Source organism: Streptomyces sp. KL2 (genome assembly GCF_046529545.1).
GTDB lineage: Bacteria > Actinomycetota > Actinomycetes > Streptomycetales > Streptomycetaceae > Streptomyces > Streptomyces radiopugnans.
Window position 1 is genome coordinate 1,196,034 of the sequence record NZ_CP127170.1, and the last position, 22,738, is coordinate 1,218,771.

Consider the following 22,738-nt stretch of genomic DNA (forward strand, 5'->3'; position numbering starts at 1 on the left):
ACCGGCGGAGTGCCGAAGGATTCTGTGACCCCTCACGGGGCTCATCCCATCCCGACTTCCCCCATAGTCGGCTTCCGTCCGCTCTCCACTCCCCAGGAGGCCCGGTGTCCGTTCTTCTTGAGCACCCCACAAGCCTGGTCGCCTACCGCCCGAACAAGCCGACGGCCATGGTCGTCGTCGCCGACCCCCGGGTCCGTTCCACCGTCACCCGCCACCTGTGGGCGCTCGGTGTCCGGGACGTGATCGAGGCGTCTTCGATCGCGGAGGCCCGCCCCCGTGTCGCCAACCCGCGCGACATCTGCGTAGCCGAGGTCCACCTGCCCGACGGCTCCGGCCTGACCCTGCTGTCCGAGACCCGGGCGGCGGGCTGGCCCAACGGCCTCGCCCTCTCCGCCGCCGACGACATCGGCGCCGTGCGCAACGCCCTCGCGGGCGGCGTCAAGGGCTACGTCGTCACCGGCACCCGCGGCACCCCCGGCCACCCCGGGCGCCCCGGCACCGCACCCATCGGCGCCGCCGCCGCCCGTATGCACCGCCGCCCGCCGGGCGCCCCCGGCCAGTCCGGTGGCTACCGCGAGCTCTCCGGCCGGGAGATCGAGGTGCTGCGGCTGGTGGCGGAGGGCCAGTCCAACAAGGCGATCGGCGTGTCCATGGGCCTGTCCGCCCTGACCGTCAAGAGCCATCTCGCCCGGATCGCCCGCAAGCTGGGCACCGGCGACCGCGCGGGCATGGTCGCGGTCGCCCTGCGCACCGGCATCATCCACTGACCGCCCGCCGGCCCCGGCTGCCCGCGGCGCTCCCCCGCCCCCACTCCCCCCACACACCGCGATCCCCTTCCCGCTCCGACCCCACCCGCCCGCCCGGCCGGCTCCCGGCCGGGCGGGCGGGCGCGCGTCGTCCGCCGACGTGACGTTCCGTAGACGGACGACGCGCACCGCGTGCGCATGGATACCCTTGTCGCGTGACCGACGCCCAAGAGACCTCCATAAGCAACGCAGCTCGGCCTCCCGCACGGGAGGAAGGTCCGGCGCCGGTCCCCTTGCTGGAACCGCGCGGGGGCATCCCGCCCGTGACCGCCACCCCCGAGGCGCTCGCCGGGGTCGTGGAGGCGTTCGCCGCGGGCCGCGGCCCCGTGGCCGTCGACGCCGAGCGGGCGTCCGGATACCGCTACGGCCAGAGCGCCTACCTCGTCCAGCTGCGCCGCGCGGGCGCGGGGACCGCACTGGTCGACCCGGTCGGCTGCCCGGACCTGACCGCCCTCGGCGAGGCGATCGGGGACGCCGAGTGGGTGCTGCACGCCGCCACCCAGGACCTGCCCTGCCTGCGCGAGACGGGCATGCGCCCCACGCGGCTGTTCGACACCGAGCTGGCCGGACGGCTGGCGGGCTTCGCCCGCGTCGGCCTGGGCGCGATGGTCGAGAACGTGCTGGGCTACTCCCTGGAGAAGGGCCACTCCGCCGTGGACTGGTCCACCCGTCCGCTGCCCGAACCCTGGCTGCGGTACGCGGCGCTGGACGTGGAGCTGCTGGTCGACCTGCGCGACGCCCTGGAGGAGGAGCTGGAGCGCCAGGGCAAGCTGGAGTGGGCGCGCCAGGAGTTCGCCGCCATAGCGGCGGCCCCGCCGGCCGCCCCCCGCAAGGACCCCTGGCGCCGCACCTCGGGCATGCACAAGGTGCGCAGGCGGCGGCAGATGGCGGCCGTGCGGGAGCTGTGGACGGTCCGCGACCAGGTGGCGCGGCGCCGCGACGTCTCGCCGGGCAAGGTGCTCACCGACGCGGCCATCGTGGAGGCCGCGCTGGCGATGCCCGCCACCGTGCAGGCGCTGGCCGCGCTGCCGGGGTACGGGCACCGGATGGGGCGCAGGCAGCTCGAGCAGTGGCTGGCCGCGGTCCAGCGCGCCCGCGCCCTGCCCGAGTCGGAGCTGCCGCAGCCCGCCCTGACCCCGGCCGGACCGCCGCCCCCGCGCGCCTGGGCCGACAAGGACCCGGCCGCCGCGGCCCGGCTCGCCGCGGCGCGGGCGGCGGTGACGGCGCGCGCGGAGGAGCTGAACCTCCCCCAGGAGAACCTGCTCGCCCCCGACACGGTGCGGCGGCTGTGCTGGGAGCCCCCGGGCGAGGCGTCCGAGGCCGCGGTCGAGCGGGCGCTGCGCGCCCTCGGCGCCCGTCAGTGGCAGGTCGAGCAGACGGCGCCGCTGCTGACGGCCGCGCTGTCGGCCGTCCCCTCCGACGTCTGACGGTCCCCGGTCCCCTCCCCCGCCCGGCGGAAGGAGGGGGGCCGGGCTTCCGCTCGCACACGGGTCCCACATAGGGTGATCCCCGTTGACAACCCAGGGGGGATGAGGAATGTCCTATCCGAACTATCCGAACCAGCCGTACCCGCCGCAGCCGCAGCCGCCGAACCCGTCCAACACGCTCAGCATCGTCGGCATCGTGCTCGGCTGCGTCGCCTTCCTCTTCTGCCCGCCGCTCTTCGGCATCGCGGGGATCGTCTGCGGTGTGATCGCCAACTCCAAGGGCGAGCGGCTGGCCAAGACCGCCATCGGGGTCTCCGCCGCGGGCCTGGTCGTCGGAGTGATCCTGGGCATCGTGGCCTTCCAGGGCATGTACGGCGTCTGAGTTCCCCGGGCGCGTACGGCGTCCGAGGCCGGCCGCGCACCGCCTCTCCGGGCCCGCCCCCTCCGGGGCGGGCCCGTGCTTCACCACCCGGCGGACCGGCCCACCGGACACCCGGGAGTGTGACGTGCGACTCCCTGGGAGAGGGGCTGTCCACCTTGGGGTTACCGGCAAGTAGCATAAGCTCCGGGAAGCGCGCCGTACGGCGTACCACCGCACCCCTGGAGGAGAGCCAACGTGCCTCGTACCGCTAGGGACGTCGTCTTCGTCGACGGCGTCCGGACCCCGTTCGGCAAGGCGGGCCCGAAGGGCATCTACCACGAGACGCGCGCCGACGACCTGGTCGTCAAGTGCATCCGTGAGCTGCTGCGCCGCAACCCGGACCTGCCCCCGGAGCGCATCGACGAGGTCGCCATCGCCGCGACGACCCAGATCGGCGACCAGGGCCTGACCCTGGGCCGCACCGCCGGCATCCTGGCCGGACTGCCGACGACGGTGCCGGGCTACTCCATCGACCGGATGTGCGCCGGCGCCATGACCGCCGTGACGACGACCTCCGGGTCGATCGCCTTCGGCGCGTACGACGTCGTGGTCGCGGGCGGTGTCGAGCACATGGGCCGCCACCCGATGGGCGAGGGCGTGGACCCCAACCCGCGCTTCGTCTCCGAGAAGCTGGTCGACCAGTCCGCCCTGTTCATGGGTATGACGGCGGAGAACCTCCACGACCGCTACCCGCACATCACCAAGCGGCGCGCCGACGAGTACGCCGTGCGCAGCCAGGAGAAGGCCGCCAAGGCGTACGCCGACGGCAAGATCCAGGCCGACCTGGTGCCGATCTCCGTGCGCCGCACCAACGAGGAGGCCGGGGAGACCGGCTGGGGCCTGGCCACCGCCGACGAGCCCATGCGCCCGGGCACCACCCTGGAGCAGCTCGCGAACCTCAAGACCCCCTTCCGCGCCCACGGCCGGGTCACCGCGGGCAACGCCGCCGGGCTCAACGACGGTGCCACCGCCTCCCTGCTCGCCGCCGAGGACGTGGCCCGCGAGCTGGGCCTGCCGGTCAAGATGCGCCTGGTCTCCTACGCCTTCGCCGGTGTGGAGCCGGAGGTCATGGGCGTCGGTCCGATCCCCTCCACCGAGAAGGCGCTGGCCAAGGCCGGTCTGTCGATCGGCGACATCGGCCTGTTCGAGATCAACGAGGCCTTCGCCGTCCAGGTGCTGGCTCTGCTGGACCACTACGGCATCGCCGACGACGACCCGCGCGTCAACCAGTACGGCGGCGCCATCGCGTTCGGCCACCCGCTGGCCTCCTCGGGCGTGCGTCTGATGACGCAGCTCGCGCGGCAGTTCGAGGAGCAGCCGCACGTCCGCTACGGCCTGACCACCATGTGCGTCGGCTTCGGCATGGGCGGCACCGTGATCTGGGAGAACCCCCACTGGGAGGGCAAGTGAACAACACCGCCGAACTGCTGAAGGGCGCAGCCGAGCTCTTCCCCGACGAGGTCGTCACCAGCGCCCACGTACGCCACCTCGACCTCCCCCAGGGCGCGGGCCGCTTCGCGCTCATCACCCTGGACAACGGCCTGGACCACACCAAGCCCACCACGCTCGGCCCGCAGTCGCTGGTCAACCTCGACAAGGCGATCGACCAGGTCGAGGCCGAGGCCGCCAGGGGCGAGATCGCCGGCGTCGGCGTGACCGGCAAGCCGTTCATCTTCGCCGTCGGCGCCGACCTCAAGGGCGTCGAGGTCATCAAGCGCCACGAGGACGCGCTGGCCATCGGCAAGGGCGGCCACGACGTCTTCAAGCGGCTGTCCTCCCTGGCCGTGCCGACCTTCGCCTACTACAACGGCGCCTCGATGGGCGGCGGCGTCGAGGTGGGCCTGCACTGCACCTACCGCACCGTCTCGCGGGCCATCCCGGCCTTCTCCCTCCCCGAGGTCTTCCTCGGACTGGTCCCCGGCTGGGGCGGCTGCACCCTGCTGCCGAACCTGATCGGCGCCGACCGCGCGGTCTCGGTGATCATCGAGAACTCGCTCAACCAGAACAAGCAGCTCAAGGGCGAGCAGGTCTTCGAGCTCGGCATCGCCGACGCGATCTTCGACGGCGCCGACTTCCTGGAGCAGTCGCTGATCTGGACCGCCTCGGTGCTCCGCGGCGAGCTCGAGGTCGAGCGCCCGGACGTCGACCGCGGCGAGGCCTGGGACCGGGCCGTCGCCCGCGGCCGCTCCATCGCCGACTCCAAGGTGCACGGCGCGGCCCCGGCCGCCTACCGCGCGCTGGACATCATCGCGGCGGCCAGGAACGGCGACCTGCGGCAGGGCTTCGACGCCGAGGACCGCGCCCTGGCCGACCTGATCATGGGCGACGAGCTGCGCAGCGGCCTGTACGCCTTCAACCTGGTCAACAAGCGCGCCAAGCGCCCGGCCGGCGCGCCGGACAAGAAGCTGGCCCGCCCGGTCACCAAGGTCGGCGTCGTCGGCGCCGGTCTGATGGCCTCCCAGCTGGCGCTGCTGTTCGCCCGCCGCCTGGAGGTGCCGGTCGTGCTGACCGACATCGACCAGGAGCGGATCGACAAGGGCGTCGCCTACGTCCACGAGGAGATCGACAAGCTCCTGCTCAAGGGGCGCGTCAACCAGGACAAGGCCAACCGGCTCAAGGCCCTGGTCACCGGCTCGCTGGACAAGGCCGCCGCCTTCGGCGACGCCGACTTCGTCATCGAGGCCGTCTTCGAGGAGATGGGCGTCAAGCAGCAGGTGTTCGCCGAGGTCGAGGCGGTCGTGCCCGAGCACGCCATCCTGGCCACCAACACCTCCTCGCTGTCGGTCACCGAGATGGCGGGCAAGCTCAAGCACCCCGAGCGGGTCGTGGGCTTCCACTTCTTCAACCCCGTCGCCGTGCTGCCGCTGCTGGAGATCGTCCGCGCCGAGCAGACCGACGACGCCTCGCTGGCGACGGCCTTCGCGGTCGCCAAGTCGCTGAAGAAGACGGCCGTACTGGTCAAGGACGCCCCGGCGTTCGTCGTCAACCGCATCCTGACCCGCTTCCTGGGCGAGGTGCTGCGCTCCATCGACGAGGGCACCCCCGTCGAGGTCGCCGACCGGGCGCTGGCTCCGCTGGGCCTGCCCATGTCGCCGATCGTCCTGCTGGAGCTGGTCGGCCCGGCCGTCGCCCACCATGTGGCGGGCACCCTCAACGCCGCGTTCCCCGACCGCTTCGGCGTCTCGGAGAACCTGGGCCGCATCGTCAAGGCGGGCAAGCGCAACCTCTACGTCTATGACTCCGGCAAGCCTGAGCTGGACCCGGAGGTCGCCGCCCTGTTCGAGACCGGTGACACGGTGCTGACCGAGGAGCAGGTCCGCGAGCGCGCGCTGAACGCGATCGCCGGGGAGATCCGCCTGATGCTCGACGAGGGCGTCGTCGCCGAGGCGCAGGACATCGACCTGTGCCTGATCACCGGCGCGGGCTGGCCCTTCCACCTGGGCGGCATCACGCCGTACCTGGACCGCGAGGGCGTCTCCGAGCGCGTCGCCGGCAAGCGGTTCCTGGAGCCGGGCGTGGCGAGCGTCCCGAACTGACGCACCGGGGCGGCTCCCCGCTGCCCCGCCCCACGGCGCCCGTCCGCACCCCGAGTGCGGGCGGGCGCCGCCGCGTGCGCGGGGGTCAGGCGCGTGGACAGGGCTCCGGGACGGTGGCCGGGCGGTGTTCAGGCCGTGGCCGGGCGGTGGCCGTGGCACCCTTGGGCCATGCCCGAACGCCTGCGCCCCCTGCTCGTCGTGGACGCCGCCAATGTGGTCGGCTCGGTGCCGGACGGCTGGTGGCGGGACCGGCGCGGCGCCGCCGAGCGGCTGCGGGACCGGCTCGCGGCACGGGCGGCGGACCCGGACGGCGCAACGGGCGAGGTCGGGGAGGGCAGAGACGGCGAGGGCGGGGACGGCGAGGGCGGGGACGGCGAGGAGATCGTGCTCGTCGTGGAGGGCGCCGCCCGCGGGGTGGCCTCCGTGCCCGGGGTACGGGTGGTGGAGGCGCCCGGCAGCGGGGACGACCGGATCGTCGAGCTGGTGGCGGCCGAGGGCCGCGGCAGACGCTGCACGGTGGTCACCGCCGACCGCGGGCTGCGCGAGCGGGTGGCGGCGCTGGGCGCCCGGGCGGCCGGTCCGCGCTCGGTGCGCTGACTCCCCTCGCGGCTCAGCGGGCGCCGGCCGCGCCCCCGCCTCCGCGCTCCTGACGCTCCCCGGTCTCCCTGCTCTCCCCGCGCTCCGGTCGCAGCACGTACACCACGGCCCCGTCCACCCGCTCCACGCGCTCGTAGTGCGCCGCGAGCAGGTAGCGCAGCGTCGGCATCCGGGAGGGGGCGTACGGCTTGCCGCGCGAGTCGTCGACGATCACCTTCGGCGGGTCCTCGGACAGCTCCGCGTGGAAGGTGCGCCAGCCGCCCTCGACGCCGTACCGCTGGCCCACCCGGTGCCCGTCCCGGCCGCCGCTGAAGTTGGTGAGCAGACCGGCGGTGAGATAGCGGCTGGCCGGGGTGCGGTCGGCCAGCCAGTAGCCCTCCGGGTGCATGCCCCACAGCAGGACCTTCTCCTGCGGCCCGGCGTGCCGCCGGGCGGCGTCGGCCACCTTCCGGGCGTGGTCCAGCTCCCCGCTGCCGGCGACCGCGCTCCAGCCCAGGAACAGCGCGCACGACAGCGCCGCGCACAGCGCGGACCGGAGCGCCCACCGGCCGCCCAGCAGATGCAGGGCGCCCGCCCCCAGCAGGGCCAGCGGCGGCAGCAGCTGGAGGTAGTAGTGGCCGAAGAAGTGGAAGCCGGAGACCACGGCGACCGCGGAGGCCGCCAGCCAGGTCCACAGGTCGGCCGTCAGGACCTGCCGGCGTCCCGGCGGGCGTCGCCGCAGCGCCGCCGCCAGCGGCACCAGCAGCCCCGCGGACCCCGCCGCCGCGATGGCGGTGTTGCCCAGGCCCCGGCCGAGCACGTGCAGCTCCGAACCGGTGAAGGAGGCGTACGCGCCGGAGCCGGTGACCGTCCAGAACAGGAAGCGGGACCAGCCGCAGGCCGCGGCCACCGCCGCCACCGGCAGTACGCAGCCCGCGCCCAGCCGGAGCAGCGCCGCCCGCCGCGGGTCGCCGGACGGCACCGAGCGCCACAGCAGGAACAGCACCGGCAGCAGGACCGCGCCGCCCGTCTGCTTGACCAGGAAGGCGCCGGCGACCGCGAGGCCCGCGGCCGTCCAGCGCCGCCGGTCGGCGCACCAGAAGGCCGCCGCGGTGAACGGCAGCATGAAGACCTCGAAGTTCGCCGCCTGCGCGTCCTCGGGGTTCAGGCCCACCGAGGCCAGGACGAACAGCACGCCGGCGGCCCAGGCGGCCCGCTCGCCCCAGCGACGGCGGGCCAGGGAGGCCAGCAGCGCGGCGGTCGCCGCCACGGCCGCCACCGCCGCCGCCTTGACCGGCCACAGCGAGGCGTCGCCGAAGAGGGCGAAGGCGCCCTGGTACAGCCAGGGCACCAGGGGCGGTTTGCGGTCCACGACGGTGTCGTAGAGCACTCCGCCGTCCGCGAGCATCCGGGCCTGGGTGGCGAGGAAGCCCTCGTCGGGGTTCCACAGCGGGCGCAGGAAGGACGGGAGGCGGGTGAGCGCGGCCAGCAGCACCAGCACGGGCAGCAGCCGGGGCCACAGCGGCCGGGGACGGCGCGCGGCCGCCGGCCGCTCCGCCCGCGGGGCCGGGGGCCGCGCGGGCAGCGTGGACCGCGGCGGTTCGGGGGCGGTCGGCATGGGCTCAACCTATCCGGATCCGCCCGGCCCGCTCCCGCACGGCGGGAGCCGTGCGGGAGCGGGCCGGGGATCGGTCGCGGGCGGGGTCAGTCGCGGGTGCTCTCCGTGCCGAGGCCGGCCGTACGCTCGGTGCCGTAGCGGCCGTCGAGCTTGGCCACCAGGCCGGTGACCTGCCGGGCGATGTCCGGCGCGGTCAGGCCGATCTCGGCGAGCACCTCGCCGCGGGAGGCGTGGTCCAGGAACTTCGGGGGGATGCCGAAGTCGCGCAGCGGCACGTCCACGCCCGCGTCGCGCAGCGCCTGCGCGACGGCCGAACCGACGCCGCCCACCCGGCTGTTGTCCTCCACCGTGACGACGACGCGGTGGCGGTCCGCCAGCGGTGGCAGCGCCTCGTCGACCGGCTTGACCCAGCGCGGGTCCACCACGGTGGCGGAGATGCCCTGCCTGTCCAGCAGGTCGGCGACCTCCAGGCACATCGGGGCCAGCGCGCCGACCGAGACCAGCAGCACGTCCGGCCGCTCGCCCTCCTCCGTCCGCGCCTCGCGCAGCACGTCCATGCCGCCGACGGTGGAGACGGCGGGTACGGACGGGCCGACGGCGCCCTTGGAGAAGCGCACCACCGTCGGGGCGTCCTTCACCTCGACGGCCTCGCGGAGCTGGGCGCGCAGCTGCTCGGCGTCGCGCGGGGCGGCGATCCGCAGCCCGGGGACGACCTGGAGGATCGACATGTCCCACATGCCGTTGTGGGAGGCGCCGTCGGTGCCGGTGACCCCTGCCCGGTCCAGCACGAAGGTCACGCCGCACCGGTGCAGGGCGACGTCCATCAGCACCTGGTCGAAGGCCCGGTTGAGGAAGGTGGCGTAGACGGCGAAGACCGGGTGCAGTCCGCCGGTGGCCAGTCCGGCCGCCGACACGGCGCCGTGCTGCTCGGCGATGCCCACGTCGTAGACGCGGTCGGGGAACGTCTCGGCGAACTTCTGCAGGCCCACCGGCTGGAGCATCGCGGCGGTGATGGCGACGACGTCCGTGCGCTCGCGGCCGAGTTTCACCATCTCGTCGCCGAAGACCGAGGTCCAGTCGGCGCCGGAGGCGGCCACCGGCAGCCCGGTGTCGGGGTGGATGACGCCGACGGCGTGGAAGCGGTCGGCCTCGTGCTGGACGGCGGGCTGGTAGCCGCGGCCCTTCTCGGTCAGGCAGTGGACGATGACCGGGCCGCCGAAGCGCTTGGCGCGGGTCAGGGCGGACTCCAGGGCCGCTATGTCGTGGCCGTCGATGGGGCCGAGGTACTTCAGGCCCAGGTCCTCGAACATGCCCTGCGGGGCGATGACGTCCTTGATGCCCTTCTTGGCGCCGTGCAGGGTCTCGTACAGCGGCCTGCCGACGACCGGGGTGCGGTTGAGCAGCTCCTTGCTGCGGGCGAGGAAGCGCTCGTAGCCGTCGGTGGTGCGCAGGGTGGCCAGGTGGTTGGCCAGGCCGCCGATGGTGGGCGCGTAGGAGCGCTCGTTGTCGTTGACGACGATCACCAGGGGGCGGTCCTTGGCGGCGGCGATGTTGTTGAGCGCCTCCCAGGCCATGCCGCCGGTGAGCGCGCCGTCGCCGATGACCGCGGCCACGTGGTGGCCCTCGCGGCCCAGCACCTGGTTGGCCTTGGCCAGTCCGTCGGCCCAGCCCAGCACGGTGGAGGCGTGGGAGTTCTCGATGACGTCGTGCTCGGACTCGGCCCGCGAGGGGTAGCCGGAGATGCCGCCCCTGGCCCGCAGCCTGGAGAAGTCCTGCCGCCCGGTGAGCAGCTTGTGGACGTAGCTCTGGTGTCCGGTGTCGAAGAGGATTCTGTCCCTGGGCGACTCGAAGACCCGGTGCAGGGCGATGGTCAGCTCGACCACGCCCAGGTTGGGCCCGAGGTGACCGCCGGTCTTCGAGACCGCCTCGACGAGGAAGGTCCGGATCTCCCGGGCGAGCTGGTCGAGCTCTTCGGGGGTGAGCCGGTCGAGATCGCGCGGTCCCGTGATGCGGGTCAGCAGAGCCACCCGTGCCTCCTTGCTGGTCGAGCCGTACGGGCTTGTGCCGATCCGATGAGTCTAATGTTCCGATCCTCCGGCCGTGCGACGGCCACCGCGTTGCCGCCGTCCGGGTGTGTCGCGGCGTGTCGCGGTGCGGCACGGGGAGGTGCGGGGATGCCCGGGGCGCCCCGGGCCCTCGCGGGACCGGGGCGCGTACGCCCGGTGCCGGGCCCCCGGAGCGGGGGCCCGGCACCGGGCGGAGCGGGAGGGCGGGCGTGCGGTCAGCTCCGGCCCGCCGAGCGCTGGGTGCGCCGGGAGACCGAGTCGATGACGACCGCGGCCAGCAGCACCGCGCCCGTGATCATGTACTGGACGGCGGCGGCGATGCCCAGCAGCGCCATGCCGTTGGCGATCGAGCCGATCACCAGCATGCCCAGCAGCGCCGACCACACCGAGCCGCGTCCGCCGAAGAGGCTGGTGCCTCCGATGACCGCCGCGGCGATGGCCTCCATCAGCAGGTTGCCGCTGCCCGCGCCCTGGTTGGCGGCCAGGATGCGGGAGGCGATCATCAGTCCGCCGAAGGCGGCCATGGTGCCCGCGATGGAGAAGACCGAGATGCGCACCAGCTCGACGTTGATGCCGGCGCGGCGCGCCGCCTCGGTGTTGCCGCCGAGCGCGAAGACCTTGCGGCCGTAGGAGGTGCGCTTGAGGACGAAGTCCAGCGCCACCAGCACGACCAGGAAGATCAGCAGCGCCAGCGGCATGCCCCGGTACTGGTTGAGCATGTGGGCGGCGCCGAAGGCCAGCAGCGCCAGCACCGCGGTGCGCACGGCGATCTCGCTCACCGGGCGGGCGGGGATGCCGGCCGCGGTGCGGCGCCGGGCGCCGAGGAACTGGACGGCGAAGAAGACGCCGACCGCGACCGCCGCAGTGCCGTAGGCGACCGCGATGTCGGTGAAGTAGTGGTTGGAGAGGGTGCCGACCAGGCCGTCGCGGTCCAGGTTGATGGTGCCGTCGGTGCCGAGCACCCGCAGCATCAGGCCGTTCCAGGCGAGCAGGCCCGCCAGGGTGACGACGAAGGCGGGGACGCCGATCTTCGCGAAGAAGTAGCCGTGGAAGGCTCCGACCATCGCGCCGGTGAGCAGCGCCAGGACGACCGCCAGCCACTCGTTCACCCCGTTGTTCACCGCGAGCACGGCGAAGACGGCGGAGGCCAGGCCGCTGACCGAGCCGACCGACAGGTCGATCTCGCCCAGCAGCAGCACGAAGACGATGCCGACCGATATCAGGCCGGTGCCGACGATGTAGACCGACAGGTTGGAGAGGTTCTCGGCGGACAGGAAGGCCGAGTCCTGCATCTGGAAGATCGCCCAGATGAGGATCAGGCCGACGACGACCGGGACGGAGCCCAGTTCGCCGGTGCGCATCTTGCGCTTGAAGTCGGTCCAGTAGCCCGCCAGGCCCTCCTCGCGCACGAGCAGCCGCGGGTCGACGGCGGGCGTGGCGCCCGCGGCGGCCGCGCCGTTGCCGGAGGCCGGGGCTGTGTTCCTGGCGTCCTCGGAGTTCTCGGAGTTCTTGGAAAGCTTGGTTTCACTCACGGTCGGCTCCCCGCGGTACGCGCCTTGCGGCGGGTCACGGCGTTCTCCGTGGCGCCGGTGATGGCGGAGATGATCTCTTCCTGGGATGTGCTGGCGACGTCGAAGACGCCGTTGTTGCGGCCGAGCCGGAGCACCGCCACCTTGTCGGCGACCGCCTTGACGTCCGCCATGTTGTGGCTGATGAGGATGACGGCCAGGCCGCGTTCGCGCAGCCTCTCGACCAGGTCGAGGACCTGGGCCGTCTGCTCGACGCCGAGGGCCGCGGTGGGCTCGTCGAGGATGACGAGCTTGGGCTCGCCCAGCATCGAGCGGGCGATCGCGACGACCTGCCGCTGTCCGCCGGAGAGGGAGGCGACGGGGATGCGGACGCTGGGGATGCGGATCGACAGGGTGTCGAGCAGTTCCCGGGCGCGGCGCTCCATCTCGATCTCGTCGAGGACGCCGGAGCGCAGGATCTCGCGCCCGAGGAACAGATTGCCGACCACGTCGAGGTTGTCGCAGAGCGCGAGGTCCTGGTAGACGGTCGCGACGCCCAGCTCCTGGGCGTCGTGCGGCCGGTTGACCTCGACGGCTCTGCCTTGCCACTCGAAGACGCCCTCGTCGGCGGGGCCGACGCCGGCGATCGTCTTCACGAGGGTGGACTTTCCGGCGCCGTTGTCGCCCACCAGGGCGACCACCTCGCCGGCGTGGACCTCCAGATCGACGTCGGTGAGCGCCTGAACGGCACCGAAGCGCTTGGAGATTCCGCGCAACGCCAGTACAGGCGTAGCGGACACGTGAACCAACTCCTAGGACGGGACGGGGTGGGGACCGTCCGGTGCCCGCGCCCGGCGGGGTCGAGGGGGCGCGGGCACCGGTGGGCCGGCGGACTGCCGGACCGTTACTTCAGGCCGGCCTTCTCGCACGCCTTGGCGTACTTGGCCGTGCAGATCTCCTCCACCGAGTAGAGGCCGTCCTTGACCACGGTGTCCTTCAGGTTCTCGACGGTCACCGCGATCGGCTCGATCAGGGTCGCGGGAACGTCCTTGGTGGTCGCGCTGTCGACGGTGGTCTCGGTCTCCGGCTCCTCACCGCGGGCCAGGGCGACGGCCATCTCGGCGGCGGCGTAGGCCTCGGGCTGGAAGGGCTTGTAGACCGTCATGAACTGGTCGCCGGAGACGATGCGCTGGACGCCCGCCAGCTCGGCGTCCTGGCCGGTGACCGGCGGCAGCGGGTCGACGCCGGCGCTCTTGAGGGCGGTGATGATGCCGCCGGCCATGCCGTCGTTGGCGGAGTAGACGCCGACGATGTTCCCCTTGCCCAGGGAGGCGATGGCGCCGCTCATGTTCTTGTTGGCCTCTTCGGGCTTCCAGCCGGTGGTGTCGTAGGACTTGCCCACCTTGACCTTGCCGTCGAGGACGGACTTGGCGCCCTTCTTGAACATGGCCGCGTTGGGGTCGGTCGGCGACCCGTTCATCATGACGATCTGGCCGTCCTCGGCCTTGTCGCCGAGCTCCTCCAGCAGCGCGGTGCCCTGGACCTTGCCGACCTGCTCGTTGTCGAAGGAGGTGTAGGCGGAGATCGGGCCCTCGGCGAGGCGGTCGTAGGCGACGACCGGGATGCCGGCCTCGTCCGCCTTGGTGACCGAGCCGGCGATGGACTTGGCGTCCACCGCGTCCAGGATGATCGCGTCCACCTTCTTGGTGATCATCGAGTTCATCTGCTGCTGCTGCGTCGACGCGTCCTCCTTGGCGTTGACGTAGCTGACCTCGCAGTCGGAGCAGAGCTCCTTGATCCTCTTCTCGATGAGGGGCTTGTCGAAGTTCTCGTAGCGGGCCGTCTGGTCCTCCGGCAGCAGCAGGCCGATGGTCAGCGGGCCGTCCTTCTTCTTGTCGTCGCCGCCCGAGCCGTTGCCTCCGGCTTCCTTGGCACTGCCGCAGGCGGCGAGCGAGACGGCCATGGCGGTGGCGGCCACGGCCACGGCGGCACGGCGCAGTTGCGTGTTCATCCAGAACCTCCCTGACGAGGCCGCGTCACTGCGGCCGAGGTGGCAGGAAGTCAACTCGTAGTAACACCTGCCGTCAAGAAGTAAATTCTTAACGAGACAGCAACGATGCCATGCGTGAACAAAGTGAACGCAGAGTGGCAACGAGAGCGCTCTCGCCCTCATGACACGGGTACGGCGGCGCATCCGGCCTCCATCCGTCCCGTCCTTCTCTTCGTTTGTTTTCCGCGTCCCCCGACCCGGAATCGGCTCAGGCCCCGGCGGACGCCGCGACGGCCGGCACGCGCCCGGCGCCGTTCAGCGAACCGTCCAGCAGCGTAGAGTCGCCCATCTCGCTCAGCACCAGCGCCAGCGCGCCCAGCACCTCCGCACGGCCGCCCAGGGCGCCGGGCACCACCGTCAGCTGCCGGGCCGCGCTGGGGATGGCGTACCGGGAGACCGAGTCGCGGATCGGGCCGAGCACCAGCTCGCCGGCCTCGGCCAGATCACCGCCGAGCACGACGCGGCTGGGGTTGAGCAGGTTGCACAGGTTGGCGACGCCGCTGCCCACGTGCCGCCCGATGTCGGCCACCACCCGGCGGCAGCCGAGGTCCCCGGACCGGGCGAGCCTGACCATCTCGGGCATGGTCAGGTCGGGCCCGTGGCTGGAGTGCAGCAGCGGCAGGACGTAGCGGGCCGCGGTGAACGTCTCCAGGCAGCCCCGGTTCCCGCACCGGCACACCGGGCCGGACTCGTCCAGCGTGATGTGGCCGATCTCACCCGCGGTGCCGCCCGGGCCCCGGTAGATCTGACCGTCGATCACCAGGCCCGCGCCCACACCGCTGGCGACCTTGATGTACGCCAGGTCCCGCGCGCCGCGCCCGCTGCCCCACACCAGCTCGCCCAGCGCACCGAGGTTGGCGTCGTTGTCGACGTGGACCTCCACACCGAGGCGGGAGGCCAGCTCCTCGCGCGGGTTGGTCCCGGCCCAGCCCGGCAGGATGGTGCTGGAGCCCAGTACTCCGGTCTCGACGTCGATCGGGCCGGGGACGCCCAGGCCCAGCCCGATGACCTTCTCCCGGCAGAAGCCGGTCACCTCGATCAGCCGCTCCACCAGCCGCTCGGCCCGGTCGAAGCCCTGGGATGCGGAGGCGTCCACGTCGATCGGCTCGGACTCCTCGGCGAGCACCTGGTGGGCCAGGTTGCCGACGGCCACGCGCAGGTGGGAGTGGCCGAAGTCGACGCCGACGACGATGCCCGCGTCCCCCGACAGCGAGACGCTGCGGGCCCGGCGCCCTCCGGCGGAGGTCGGGGTGACCTCGACCGTGCCGTTGTCCTTCAGCTCCCGGACGATGTTGGAGACCGTCGCGGCCGACAGCCCCGTGGTCCGCGCGATCTCCGCCTGGGTGAGCGAGCCCGCGATGCGCACGGCCCGTACCACCCGCTCCAGATTGGCCCGGTGCAGAGAGGACTGCGACCCCGGAGTCTCCACGACTCATCCACTCCCGCCTCGACGGGCGGCTCGACGACCTGCCCGTCGGCCGCACCACGCCGACGAGGTGCGGCTTGTCTCCAATACGTGAACCATAAGCACAGCCTGAAGCGTTATCTCCCGTCAAGACCTTGAGCGGGGTGGGCGCTCGGATGTTACCTGCGCACGGACGGTGACGCCCTCGGCGCAAGGAGACGCGAGGAGGGGCGGGAGAGGGGTGGGGGAGGCGAGGAGGCGGCCACCGGGATGCGGTGGCCGCCTCAAGAGGACGGCGGGGCCGGCAGTGGCGGGCGGGCGCCTACTTCAGCGCGCCCGCGGTCAGTCCCGCCTGCACCTGGCGCTGGAAGACGACGTAGACGACGAGGATGGGCAGCACGGCCAGGGTCAGGCCGGCGAAGAGCCCGCCCCAGTTGCCGCGGTAGCCGGTCTGGGCCGCCAGGTTGGCCAGGCCCTGGGTGAGCACGTACTTGTCGGCGTCGCCGACGTGCACCACCTGGGGGATCAGGTACTGGTTCCACTGCCCCAGGAAGTTGAAGATCCCCACGCTTATCAGGCCGGGCTTGGCCATCGGCAGCATGACCTGGAAGAAGATCCGGCTGTGCGAGGCGCCGTCGATCTCCGCCGCCTCCGCGATCGAGGAGGGGAGGGTGCGGAAGAAGGCCGACATGAAGAAGACGGTGAACGGCAGCGAGTAGGCGATGTAGACCAGGATCAGGCCGTGGTAGGTGTCCAGCAGCGCGAAGTTCTTCATCACGAAGAACAGCGGCACCAGGGCGACGATGATCGGGAAGGCCATGCCGCCGACGAACAGGAAGTAGACCAGCCGGTTGCCGGGGAAGTCGTAGCGGGCCAGGACGTAGGCCACCATCGAGCCCAGCAGCATGGTGCCGACCACCGAGCCGCCCACCACGATCACCGAGTTGATCGTGTACTGGCCGATGTTCGCCTCGTTCCAGGCGAAGGACCAGTTGTCCCAGTGCAGGCTCTTCGGCAGCGACCAGGGGTCCTCCAGGATGGCGCCGGAGGACTTGAAGGAGTTCATCACCGCCCACAGCAGGGGCCCGGCGGCCATCACGGCCCACAGGACCAGGAAGGCGTGCGAGAAGGCGTTGAGGGTGCGCCCCTCCGTGCCGTCCCCGGCCCGCCCGGCGCCCGTGCCGGGCGGGTTCGCGGGCCGCTGCGGGCCGGCTGTGCCCTTGGTGAGGGCCACGGCGGTCTCCTCGGGGTCCCCCGGCCTCAGGGACGGCGACGGTTCGGCAGTGGTCATGGCTGGTTCTCCCGCTGGCCTGTCAGAACTCGATCCGGTCCTTGCTCCGCCCGAACGCCATCGCCGCCACGGAGAAGACCATGGTGACGATCAGCAGGGCCACGGCGACGGCGGTCGCGTAGCCGGCCTGTCCGTCCTGGAACGCCTTGTTGTACAGGTAGACCGGCGCGACGATGGTCGAGTAGGCGGGGCCGCCCGCGTTCACCGTCAGGATGTGCACCACGGCGAAGGCGTCGAGCGCCATGATGCCCATGTACACCCAGCCGGTCTGCACGGTGTCGCGCATCAGCGGCAGGGTGACGCGGAAGAACGTGGTCGTCCGGCCGGCGCCGTCCAGCAGCGTCGCCTCGTAGATCTCGCGGGGGATGGAGCCCATGGCCGCGGAGAAGAGCACCACGTAGAAGCCGACGTTCGCCCACACCATCACGACCACGACGCACCAGAAGGCCAGCCGGGGGTCGCCGAGCCAGCTCTGCTGCCACTCCCCCAGGCCGACGGCCGACAGTATGCCGTTGAGCAGGCCGCCGGCGGGGTTGAAGATGTACTTCCACAGCACCACGACGATCGCGATCGACAGCGCCTGCGGGAAGAAGTAGACGATCTTGTAGAAGCGCGAGCCGCGCACCCCCGCCACCGCCTCGCCCCGCCGGTGCCGGCCGCCGACGTTGAGCATGAAGGCGAAGAACAGGCCCAGGCCGAGGGTGATGACGGGCAGGACCAGCAGCAGCAGGACGTTGTGCCACAGCGCCTTGCGGAAGATCTCGTCCTCCATCAGCCGGCCGAAGTTGTCCAGCCCGACGAAGGCGAAGTCGCTGCTGAGGCCCGTCCAGTCGGTCAGCGAGTAGTAGAACGTCTGGAAGAAGGGCGACACGACCAGGACGCCGTAGAGCACCAGGGGCACCGCGAGGAAGCCCGCGACGAACCGGTACTTCAGATAGGTCCGGTGGTGGGGGGAGACGCGCCGCTCGCCCCGGCCCCCGCCGGGCCCTCCCGGCGGGGGCTCCGCTTCCTTGGTGGCCTCGGCAACCGCCGGGCTGTCACTGGCCATGCCGCCCTCGTCCCAATCTCCGTGTTCCGGTTGTTCCGGCTGCTCCCGGGGCCTGCCGGGAGCCGACCCTCAGCGGGCCCGGCTCACGCGTGCTTGTACTTCCTGACGGAGTCGTCCTTGGCCGTCCGGTCGGCGTACTCCTGGCACTTGTTCATGGCCTCGGCCGGCTTCATCCGGCCGGCCAGCAGCTCGGCGAGCACCGAGCCGATCTGCTCCTTGTGGAGGGTCTGGTACCAGTCGAAGATGCGCGGGTTGACCACGTTGTCCCCGGCGTCCTTGAGCGCCTGGCTGGAGGAGGCCAGACCGGGGGACATCTCCATGCCGTCGGTGGCGCCGGCCACACAGGTCAGCGACTTCACCAGCCGGGAGAAGTTCTGCGCCGACTCCTTGCTCAGCATGATCCGCAGCAGTTCCATGCCGCCGGCCGGGTTCTTGGCCTGCGCGGGCACGATGAACGGCTCGCCGGCCTGCGCCCACAGGGTGCCGAAGGGCATCTTGTCGGAGTCGTCCAGGCCGGTGACCGCCCCGCAGGCCATGTCGAAGTCGGCGGGCGTGGTGTCGGCGGCCTCGTTCTCCACCCAGGAGCCGTTGGGGATGAAGATGCACTTGCCCTTGGTCCACTGGGTCTGGGACTGGATGTGGTCCAGGCCGGGGGTTCCCCGCAGGATGTAGCCCTTGGCGGACAGCTCGTGGTAGGCCTCGAACGCGCTCTTGACCGCGCCGTGCTTCCAGGCGTTCGGCTCCAGGTTGTCGATGGCGTCCAGGACCTCCCTGCCGCCGATCTTCCCGATGAACGGGTAGAGGGTGAAGGGGATGTAGTACGGGTGCTGGCCGGCGTACGTCCAGCCCGCGATGCCCTTCTTCTTGGCCTTGGCGCACAGGGCCAGCATCTCGTCCCAGGTCTTGGGGTACTCCCAGTCGTTGTCGGCCAGCAGCTTCTTGGAGTACCACTGGCCGTAGACGGTGTAGGCGTAGTTCAGGCGCCAGACCTTCTCGTCGCCGTACTGGCCCATCTCGATGGTGCCCGGCAGGAGGGTGTCGCGGACCTTGGTGTCCGGGTCGTCGACGGAGGGGGCGTCCAGCAGGGGGCTCAGCTCGGCGAGCTGGTCCTTGGCGATCAGGGTGGCCGCGTCCATCTGCTCGGCGCCGGAGTTGTCGATGAGGTCGGGCGGGTTGCCGCCGACCATTCTGGGCTGGAGGACCGAGCGGATCTTCTGGGTGGCGGTCAGCTTGACCTTGCCGTAGCTCTTCTCGTAGATCTCGGCGGCGTCCTTGCCGTACTGGGTGCCGAAGCCGCCGTCGAAGATGACGAAGTCCAGGCCGGCGTCCTTGTTGACGCCCAGCGGGTTGTCCTTGGTCTTCTGGCCCTTGGCGACCTCGGTGTCGCTCCCGCTGTCGCTGCTGGCGCAGGCGGAGAGCGCGCTCATGGCGGGGACGGCGATCAGGCCGGCCGCGGTGGCCCGCTTGATCAGATCACGACGGTTGACATCGGTGGATCCCATGCTCAAGTCCTCGCCTTCTGTAAAGGACTCAGGCGGTGTGCCGGAACCTCGGACACCGCTTGTGAGTTGAAGCTGAGTTGTGCGGGATGTAACGCCGGGTCGTGCGGAGCTGCGCCGGGTCTCGCCGATGCCCGCCCTCCCCCGGTGCCACGACCCTCCGGCCTTCGTCTTCTCATATGACCGCTCGGACGCCGACAGGTATAGTCCACTTTCCTTCCGGTGGGCAAGATCGGTGCGCGTTCGGGTGCCAGTCTTTCCCGAGTTGAGACCTCCGGGAAACGCGGCGGGGCCGCACCTCCCACCATGGGAGGTACGGCCCCGCCGTCACCGCTTGAACGCTGCCCGCCGCCCGGTCACCCGGGTGGCGGGCAGCGGCCTCTCACTCGCGGGTCACCTTGCGGATCACTTGCGGATCAGCGAGCGCAGCACGTACTGCATGATGCCGCCGTTGCGGTAGTAGTCCGCCTCGCCGGGGGTGTCGATGCGCACCGTGGCGTCGAACTCCACGCCGGTGTCGGTGGTCACCTTCACCGTGCTCGGGATGCCGCCCTCGTTGAGCGCGGTGATGCCGCTGATGGAGAAGGTCTCCTCGCCCGTCAGGCCCAGCGACTCGGCCGAGGCGCCCTCGGGGAACTGCAGCGGCAGCACGCCCATGCCGATCAGGTTCGAGCGGTGGATGCGCTCGTAGCTCTCGGCGATGACGGCCTTGACGCCCAGCAGCGCGGTTCCCTTGGCCGCCCAGTCGCGCGAGGAGCCCGAACCGTACTCCTTGCCCGCCAGGACGACCAGCGGGATGCCGGCGGCCTGGTAGTTCTGGGAGGCGTCGTAGATGAAGGAGACCGGCCCGCCCTCCTGCGTGAAGTCGCGGGTGTAGCCGCCCTCGGTGCCCGGCGCGATCTGGTTGCGCAGGCGGATGTTGGCGAAGGTGCCGCGGATCATGACCTCGTGGTTGCCGCGGCGCGAGCCGTAGCTGTTGAAGTCGCGGCGCTCCACGCCGTGCTCGGTGAGGTACTTGCCGGCCGGGGTGTCGGCCTTGATGGCGCCGGCCGGGGAGATGTGGTCGGTGGTGACCGAGTCGCCCAGCTTGGCCAGGACGCGGGCGCCGGAGATGTCCTGCACCGGCTCCGGGTCCATGCCCATGCCCTCGAAGTACGGGGGCTTGCGGACGTAGGTGGACTGCGGGTCCCACTCGAAGGTGTCGCCGGTGGGGACCGGCAGCGCCTGCCACTGGGCGTCGCCCGCGAAGACGTCCTGGTAGGAGGTGGCGAACATGTCCTCGCCGATGGCGGAGGCGACGACGTCGTTGACCTCCTGCTCGGAGGGCCACACGTCCTTCAGGAAGACCGGGTTGCCGTCCTTGTCGGTGCCCAGCGGCTCGCGGGTGATGTCGGTCTTCATCGAGCCCGCGATGGCGTACGCGACGACCAGCGGCGGGGACGCCAGGTAGTTCATCTTGACGTCGGGGTTGATGCGGCCCTCGAAGTTGCGGTTGCCCGAGAGCACCGAGGTCACGGCCAGGTCGTTGTCGTTGACGGCCTTGGAGACCTCCTCCGGCAGCGGACCGGAGTTGCCGATGCAGGTGGTGCAGCCGTAGCCGACGAGGTTGAAGCCCAGCTTGTCCAGGTACGGGGTGAGGCCGGCGCGGTCGTAGTAGTCCATGACGACCTTGGAGCCCGGGGCAAGGGTGGTCTTGACCCACGGCTTGCGGGTCAGGCCCTTCTCCACGGCCTTCTTGGCCACCAGGGCGGCGGCGACCATGACGTACGGGTTGGAGGTGTTGGTGCAGGAGGTGATCGCGGCGACGGTGACGGCGCCGTGGTCCAGCTCGTAGGTCGTGCCGTCGGGGGCGGTGACGGTGACCGGGTTGGAGGGCACGTCGTCGGCCGGGCCGTCGGCGTGCTGCGGGGCGCCGGCCCCGTTCTCCTGGTGTCCGTAGGCCGGGGCGTCGGAGGCCGGGAAGGACTCGGCGCTGGCCTCGTCCACCGGGGAGGCCACGCCCGCGGGCCGCTCCTGCTGGGGGACGCCCGGCTTGCGGTCGTCGCCGCCGGTGACGCCGGCGGAGACGTAGTTGCGGACGTCCTTCCTGAACTGCTGGGCGGCCTCGGCCAGGACGATGCGGTCCTGCGGGCGCTTGGGGCCGGCGATGGAGGGCACGACGGTGGAGAGGTCGAGCTCCAGCTTCTCGGAGAAGTCCGGCTCGGCGGCCGGGTCCAGCCACAGGCCCTGCTCCTTGGCGTACGCCTCGACCAGCGCGATCTGCTGCTCGGAACGGCCGGTCAGGCGCAGGTAGTTCAGGGTCTCGCCGTCGATGGGGAAGATCGCGGCGGTGGAGCCGAACTCCGGCGACATGTTGCCGATGGTGGCGCGGTTGGCCAGCGAGGTGGCGGCCACGCCCTCGCCGTAGAACTCCACGAACTTGCCGACCACGCCGTGCTTGCGGAGCATCTCGGTGATGGTCAGCACCAGGTCGGTGGCGGTGGTGCCGGTGGGCAGCTCGCCGGTCAGCTTGAAGCCGACCACACGCGGGATGAGCATGGAGACCGGCTGGCCCAGCATCGCGGCCTCGGCCTCGATGCCGCCGACGCCCCAGCCCAGCACGCCGAGGCCGTTGACCATGGTGGTGTGCGAGTCGGTGCCGACCAGGGTGTCGGGGTAGGCCTGGCCGTTCCGCACCATGACGGTGCGGGCCAGGTGCTCGATGTTCACCTGGTGGACGATGCCGGTGCCGGGGGGTACGACCTTGAACTCGTCGAAGGCGGTCTGGCCCCAGCGCAGGAACTGGTAGCGCTCGCGGTTGCGGCCGTACTCCAGCTCCACGTTCTGCGCGAAGGAGTCCGGGGTGCCGAACTTGTCGGCGATGACGGAGTGGTCGATGACCAGCTCGGCCGGGGCGAGCGGGTTGATCTTCGACGGGTCGCCGCCGAGCTCCTTGACGGCCTCGCGCATGGTGGCGAGGTCCACCACGCAGGGCACACCGGTGAAGTCCTGCATGATCACGCGGGCCGGCGTGAACTGGATCTCCTGGCTGGGCTGGGCCTGGGAGTCCCAGCCGCCCAGGGCCCGGATGTGGTCGGCGGTGATGTTCGCGCCGTCCTCGGTGCGGAGGAGGTTCTCCAGGAGAACCTTCAGGCTGTACGGCAGCCGGGCGGAGCCCTCGACCTTGTCCAGCCGGAAGATCTCGTACGACTCGTCGCCCACCTGCAGCGTGCTGCGGGCGTCGAAGCTGTTCGCCGACACGACAGTCTCCTTCAAGTGCATGGGTTCGCGCGTACCACCGCGATCCTGCCGCCCCGGGCCCCGACCGCTTCGCTCAGGCTCACCTAAGTCGGGGGTCGCCCGGCGAAGCCTCGGCGGACGCGGCGGCGGTACGTCTCTCGGTAGATATCTCGATGTCGAGATAACTCTAGTACATGGCGGCTCCACGGTCATGCCCCGCCCCGCTCCGGGTACCCGTGCAAGCGGCCCCAAGCGTCGGCACGGGCAC

The 22,738-nt window shown here is 71.7% G+C and carries 16 protein-coding genes; 6 read left to right on the forward strand and 10 right to left on the reverse strand.

Annotated elements, in window-relative coordinates; translation table 11 throughout:
• Positions 1–104 precede the first annotated feature (104 nt).
• From QPK52_RS05470 to QPK52_RS05495, 6 genes are all read left to right on the forward strand, one after another.
• Positions 105–767: a helix-turn-helix transcriptional regulator gene (locus QPK52_RS05470; RefSeq protein ID WP_093660214.1), complete on the forward strand. Its 663-nt coding sequence runs from the start codon at positions 105–107 to the stop codon at positions 765–767.
• A 194-nt stretch (positions 768–961) separates the two neighbouring features.
• Entirely contained in the window at positions 962–2,233 is a 1,272-nt protein-coding gene (locus QPK52_RS05475) for an HRDC domain-containing protein (protein ID WP_410535893.1), read from the forward strand.
• A gap of 109 nt (positions 2,234–2,342) precedes the next feature.
• Entirely contained in the window at positions 2,343–2,615 is a 273-nt protein-coding gene (locus tag QPK52_RS05480) for a hypothetical protein (protein WP_410535894.1), read from the forward strand.
• A 234-nt stretch (positions 2,616–2,849) separates the two neighbouring features.
• Positions 2,850–4,064: a thiolase family protein gene (locus QPK52_RS05485; RefSeq protein WP_410535895.1), complete on the forward strand. Its 1,215-nt coding sequence runs from the start codon at positions 2,850–2,852 to the stop codon at positions 4,062–4,064.
• Positions 4,061–6,190, forward strand: a complete 2,130-nt coding sequence (locus QPK52_RS05490; protein ID WP_410535896.1) for a 3-hydroxyacyl-CoA dehydrogenase NAD-binding domain-containing protein — start codon at positions 4,061–4,063, stop codon at positions 6,188–6,190. The genes QPK52_RS05485 and QPK52_RS05490 overlap by 4 nt, the downstream gene beginning before the upstream one ends.
• A 168-nt stretch (positions 6,191–6,358) precedes the next feature.
• The gene (locus tag QPK52_RS05495) at positions 6,359–6,787 is read left to right on the forward strand and encodes an NTP pyrophosphohydrolase (protein WP_410535897.1); all 429 of its coding nucleotides are present in this window, start codon (positions 6,359–6,361) and stop codon (positions 6,785–6,787) included.
• 13 nt (positions 6,788–6,800) lie between these two features.
• On the opposite strand, the gene QPK52_RS05500 is transcribed toward QPK52_RS05495, so the two are convergent.
• The 10 genes from QPK52_RS05500 to QPK52_RS05545 all read right to left on the reverse strand — a co-directional run bounded on the left by QPK52_RS05500 (position 6,801) and on the right by QPK52_RS05545 (position 22,512).
• The gene (locus QPK52_RS05500) at positions 6,801–8,384 is read right to left on the reverse strand and encodes an ArnT family glycosyltransferase (protein WP_410535898.1); all 1,584 of its coding nucleotides are present in this window, start codon (positions 8,382–8,384) and stop codon (positions 6,801–6,803) included.
• 86 nt (positions 8,385–8,470) lie between these two features.
• Positions 8,471–10,411, reverse strand: a complete 1,941-nt coding sequence (gene dxs, locus QPK52_RS05505) for a 1-deoxy-D-xylulose-5-phosphate synthase (RefSeq protein WP_410535899.1) — start codon at positions 10,409–10,411, stop codon at positions 8,471–8,473.
• Positions 10,412–10,665: 254 nt separating this feature from the next.
• Positions 10,666–11,982 carry a sugar ABC transporter permease gene (locus QPK52_RS05510; RefSeq protein WP_410535900.1) on the reverse strand — a complete coding sequence of 439 codons (1,317 nt, stop codon included), beginning with the start codon at positions 11,980–11,982 and terminating at the stop codon, positions 10,666–10,668.
• Positions 11,979–12,767 (reverse strand): ATP-binding cassette domain-containing protein, encoded by a 789-nt coding sequence (locus tag QPK52_RS05515; RefSeq protein WP_177214031.1) that lies wholly within the window; start codon positions 12,765–12,767, stop codon positions 11,979–11,981. Before QPK52_RS05515 ends, QPK52_RS05510 begins: the two co-directional genes overlap by 4 nt.
• Positions 12,768–12,862: 95 nt before the next feature.
• Complete coding sequence (locus tag QPK52_RS05520; protein WP_410535901.1) at positions 12,863–13,969, reverse strand: sugar ABC transporter substrate-binding protein; 1,107 nt, start codon at positions 13,967–13,969, stop codon at positions 12,863–12,865.
• A gap of 247 nt (positions 13,970–14,216) precedes the next feature.
• Positions 14,217–15,437, reverse strand: a complete 1,221-nt coding sequence (locus tag QPK52_RS05525; protein WP_093660234.1) for an ROK family transcriptional regulator — start codon at positions 15,435–15,437, stop codon at positions 14,217–14,219.
• Between the two features lie 298 nt (positions 15,438–15,735).
• The gene (locus QPK52_RS05530) at positions 15,736–16,704 is read right to left on the reverse strand and encodes a carbohydrate ABC transporter permease (protein WP_410535902.1); all 969 of its coding nucleotides are present in this window, start codon (positions 16,702–16,704) and stop codon (positions 15,736–15,738) included.
• A 22-nt stretch (positions 16,705–16,726) separates the two neighbouring features.
• Positions 16,727–17,752: a carbohydrate ABC transporter permease gene (locus QPK52_RS05535; RefSeq protein WP_410535903.1), complete on the reverse strand. Its 1,026-nt coding sequence runs from the start codon at positions 17,750–17,752 to the stop codon at positions 16,727–16,729.
• Between the two features lie 83 nt (positions 17,753–17,835).
• Entirely contained in the window at positions 17,836–19,254 is a 1,419-nt protein-coding gene (ngcE, locus tag QPK52_RS05540) for an N-acetylglucosamine/diacetylchitobiose ABC transporter substrate-binding protein (protein WP_410535904.1), read from the reverse strand.
• A 402-nt stretch (positions 19,255–19,656) separates the two neighbouring features.
• Positions 19,657–22,512, reverse strand: a complete 2,856-nt coding sequence (locus tag QPK52_RS05545; protein WP_410535905.1) for an aconitate hydratase — start codon at positions 22,510–22,512, stop codon at positions 19,657–19,659.
• Positions 22,513–22,738: the final 226 nt, after the last annotated feature.

Coding starts and splice junctions, on each gene's coding strand:
- ngcE (WP_410535904.1), bottom strand. CDS start 19,254: ATGGGATCCACCGATGTCAACCGTCGTGATCTGATCAAGCGGGCCACC.
- QPK52_RS05480 (WP_410535894.1), top strand. CDS start 2,343: ATGTCCTATCCGAACTATCCGAACCAGCCGTACCCGCCGCAGCCGCAG.
- QPK52_RS05495 (WP_410535897.1), top strand. CDS start 6,359: ATGCCCGAACGCCTGCGCCCCCTGCTCGTCGTGGACGCCGCCAATGTG.
- QPK52_RS05520 (WP_410535901.1), bottom strand. CDS start 13,969: ATGAACACGCAACTGCGCCGTGCCGCCGTGGCCGTGGCCGCCACCGCC.
- QPK52_RS05530 (WP_410535902.1), bottom strand. CDS start 16,704: ATGACCACTGCCGAACCGTCGCCGTCCCTGAGGCCGGGGGACCCCGAG.
- QPK52_RS05535 (WP_410535903.1), bottom strand. CDS start 17,752: ATGGCCAGTGACAGCCCGGCGGTTGCCGAGGCCACCAAGGAAGCGGAG.
- QPK52_RS05500 (WP_410535898.1), bottom strand. CDS start 8,384: ATGCCGACCGCCCCCGAACCGCCGCGGTCCACGCTGCCCGCGCGGCCC.
- QPK52_RS05545 (WP_410535905.1), bottom strand. CDS start 22,512: ATGCACTTGAAGGAGACTGTCGTGTCGGCGAACAGCTTCGACGCCCGC.